The organism is Streptosporangium minutum, assembly GCF_002149035.1.
Taxonomy (GTDB): domain Bacteria; phylum Actinomycetota; class Actinomycetes; order Streptosporangiales; family Streptosporangiaceae; genus Streptosporangium; species Streptosporangium minutum.
This window is the reverse complement of the sequence record NZ_NGFP01000506.1, coordinates 1-1,309: the sequence shown is the minus strand read 5'-3', so window position 1 is coordinate 1,309 and position 1,309 is coordinate 1. Positions and strand designations below refer to the sequence as shown.

Here is a 1,309-nt window from a genome sequence, read left to right as displayed (position 1 = left end):
CACCTCGGCGGGCCCCGTGCGACCGCTGGCGGCCCCCTCCGACATGACCTCCGCCGACCTGCCCTTCGGCCGGCCGGGGCGGTCGATGCGCGGCAACCCGTTCGTGTTCGGCTTCACCGCCGCGCTGGGCGTGCTCACCGCCTGGTGGCTGGTGCAGGCGGTGGTGAGCGCGAGTTCGGTGCTGATCCTCATCATCGTCTCGCTCTTCCTCGCCATCGGCCTGAACCCCGCCGTAGAGAACCTGCAGAAGCGCGGGCTCGCCCGCGTGGTCGCCATCACCGTGGTCTTCCTCGGCGTCATCGCCGTCTTCGCCGTCTTCGGGCTGGCCGTGGTGCCGCCGCTGACCACGCAGTCGACCGACTTCGTGGAGAAGCTCCCGCAGTACGTCCAGGAGCTGCAGAACAATCCGATGATCCGCGACCTGGACCAGCGCTTCCAGATCCTGGAGAAGCTCCAGCAGTACGTCACGAGCGGCGACTTCGGCAGCCAGATGTTCGGCGGCGTCCTCGGCTTCGGCCAGGTGCTCATCGGGGCGGTCTTCAACGCGCTGACGGTCCTGGTCCTGACGCTCTACTTCCTGGGCTCGCTGAACTCGCTCAAGAAGATGGCCTACCGCCTGGTGCCGAAGTCCCGCCGGACCCGCGCCGGCCTGCTCGGTGACAAGATCATCGACAGCATCGGCGGCTACGTCGCGGGGAACCTGATCATCTCGCTGATCGCCGGAGTGGCGACCTTCTTCTTCCTGATCGCCATGAAGGTCCCCTACGCCCTGGCGCTGGCCCTCATCGTGGCCCTGACCGACCTCATCCCGATGGTCGGCGCCTTCATCGGCGCGGGGATCGCCTCCCTGGTCGGCTTCTTCGTCTCACCGACCGTCGGCATCGTCTGCTTGATCTTCTTCACCATCTACCAGCAGGTCGAGAACTACTGGATCGCGCCGAGCGTGATGAAGAGCTCGGTGGACGTCCCACCGCTCGCCACGATCGTCGGCGCCCTGGTCGGCGGCGCCCTGCTCGGCGTGGTCGGCGCCCTGCTGGGCATCCCGCTGGTCGCGGCCCTCCTGCTCATCGTCCGCGAGGTCGTCATGCCCCGCCAGGAACAGGTCTGACCCGGCCCGCCGGGGGCCCGGCCCGCTGCCGTACCGGCGCCCTCCACAGGAACCGGCCCCCAGCCCCGCTCCCTCTCTTACTTCCGTGATCCGCGTCACCTGCTCTGGCTTCGGTCAGAGTGAAGCCGCGCCCTTCTGTCTTGCGGGGATGAGGGGATTCGAGTCGCGGGTCGCGGCGGGGCCTGTCTTGCGGGGATGAGG

The 1,309-nt window shown here is 68.4% G+C and carries 1 protein-coding gene; it reads left to right on the top strand.

Annotation, left to right across the window (positions count from 1 at the left end):
* Window positions 1-1,108, top strand: a 1,108-nt coding sequence (locus CA984_RS44050; RefSeq protein WP_086579162.1) for an AI-2E family transporter, incomplete at its 5' end; no start/stop codon positions are given.
* Between the last annotated feature and the right edge of the window lie 201 nt (window positions 1,109-1,309).